Source organism: Roseomonas sp. TAS13 (assembly GCF_001950415.1).
In the GTDB taxonomy this organism is placed as follows: Bacteria; Pseudomonadota; Alphaproteobacteria; order Acetobacterales; family Acetobacteraceae; genus Roseomonas; species Roseomonas mucosa.
The window spans coordinates 1-1,758 of record NZ_BDLP01000599.1 but is presented as its reverse complement, the minus strand read 5'-3'; the positions used below and the strand labels follow the sequence as shown (position 1 = coordinate 1,758).

Annotated in this window: 2 protein-coding genes; both read left to right on the top strand. The window is 73.4% G+C overall.

The window, feature by feature from the left end; all coding sequences use genetic code 11:
- The first annotated feature begins 250 nt into the window (after nucleotides 1–250).
- Entirely contained in the window at nucleotides 251–688 is a 438-nt protein-coding gene (locus ROTAS13_RS24065) for a DUF1636 domain-containing protein (RefSeq protein ID WP_019462581.1), read from the top strand.
- Nucleotides 685–1,725, top strand: coding sequence for a cobalamin biosynthesis protein CobW (gene cobW, locus ROTAS13_RS24060; RefSeq protein WP_019462580.1), 1,041 nt, complete (start codon nucleotides 685–687; stop codon nucleotides 1,723–1,725). The genes ROTAS13_RS24065 and cobW overlap by 4 nt, the downstream gene beginning before the upstream one ends.
- Nucleotides 1,726–1,758: the final 33 nt, after the last annotated feature.

Below are 1,758 nucleotides of genomic sequence, written 5' to 3'. Positions count from 1 at the left end.
TTCGCCTTACGGTGGAGCTGTGCGTAGATGTGATCAAGAGACAGGCGGCGTGCCGGGAAGGCCGGCAGGCCGCGCCTGATCCGCGAGCCAGGAGACCTGCCATCATCCCCGCCGGGCCTGTCCCGGCGGGATGGATCGTGACGCCGGGCGGGGTGCCCCGGCATCGGCGATGCGCCCCGGCTCTCTTGCCGGCGGCCATCGGTTCCCGGCTTCCCCGACCGGAGGGGGCCATGGGAGCGGTCGGCATCCCATGCGCGTGTCGATCCCTGGGGTGCCCCGTTTGGCCGAGCCTGTCCTGCTCCATGTCTGCATCACCTGCCGCGCCGGGCTGGACCTGCGCGAGGGCGAGGTGCCCGAGGGGCAGCGGCTGCACGACGCCGTGGCCGAGGCCCTGGCGGCGCGGCCGGACAGCCCGGTGCGGCTGCGCCCGGCCACCTGCATGGCCTCCTGCGAGCAGGGCTGCGCCGCCGCCCTCGCCGCGCCGGGCAAGTGGCAGTACCTGCTGGGCCGCCTCCTGCCGGAACAGGCGGGGGACCTGCTGGATTATGGCGCGCTGTTCGCCGCCTCGCGCACGGGGGTGGTCATGCCCTCGAAGCGCCCCGCCTCCCTGAAGAGCGTCGTGCTGGGCCGCGTGCCGCCCTTCGCCCTCGCCGAACCAACACAGACCGCACCGGAGACCGCCGCGTGAGCGCCACCGCCACCAAGATCCCCGCCACCATCGTCACCGGCTTCCTCGGCGCCGGGAAGACCACGCTGGTGCGCCACCTGATGGCCCATGCGCGCGGCCGCCGCATCGCCATCATCGTCAACGAGTTCGGCGCGCTGGGCATCGACGGCGAGACGCTGCGGAGCTGCGGCATCGAGGGCTGCGAGGAGGAGAACATCGTCGAGCTGGCCAATGGCTGCCTCTGCTGCACCGTGGCGGACGAGTTCCTGCCCACCATGCAGGCCCTGCTCGACCGGCCGAGCCCGCCCGAGCACATCCTGATCGAGACCTCCGGCCTCGCCCTGCCGAAGCCGCTGATCAAGGCCTTCAACTGGCCCGGCATCCGGTCCCGCGTCACGGTGGACGGGGTGGTGACGGTGGTGGACGGCCCCGCCGTGGCCGAGGGCCGCTTCGCCGAGGATCCGGAGGCGGTGGCCGCCCAGCGCGCGGCGGACCCGTCGCTGGACCACGACAACCCGCTGGCGGAGGTCTATGAGGATCAGCTCCTGGCCGCGGATCTGGTGGTGCTGAACAAGACCGACCTGCTGGACGAGGCCGCCACCGCGCGGCTGCGCGCCGGGATCGCGGGTGCCATCCCCCGCGCGGTGAAGGTCGTGCCCGCCCGCGACGGGAAGCTCGATCCCGCCATCCTGCTCGGCCTCGGTGCCGCCGCCGAGGACGACCTCGCCGCCCGCCCCTCGCACCACGATGCCGAGGATGGCGCGCACGAGCATGACGACTTCACCAGCTTCGCCCTGCCGCTGCCCGAGCTGGCCTCGCCCGAGGCACTGGTGGAGCGGCTGCGCGCGGTGGCGGAGGCGCATGACGTGCTGCGGATGAAGGGCTTCGCCGCCATTGCCGGCAAGCCGCTGCGCCTCGCCGTTCAGGGCGTCGGAACCCGATTCAGCCACCAGTTCGACCGGGCCTGGGCGCCGGGCGAGGCTCGCCAGGGGCAGCTCGTGGTGATCGGCCAGACCGGGCTGGACCGCGACGCCATCGCCGCCGCGCTGATGGTCTGAGGGGGCGGGCCGAGCCATGCACCTGCTGGTCCG

Excerpts from the sequence above, each read along its gene's own strand:
- ROTAS13_RS24065 (WP_019462581.1), top strand. The coding sequence starts at position 251 with ATGCGCGTGTCGATCCCTGGGGTGCCCCGTTTGGCCGAGCCTGTCCTG.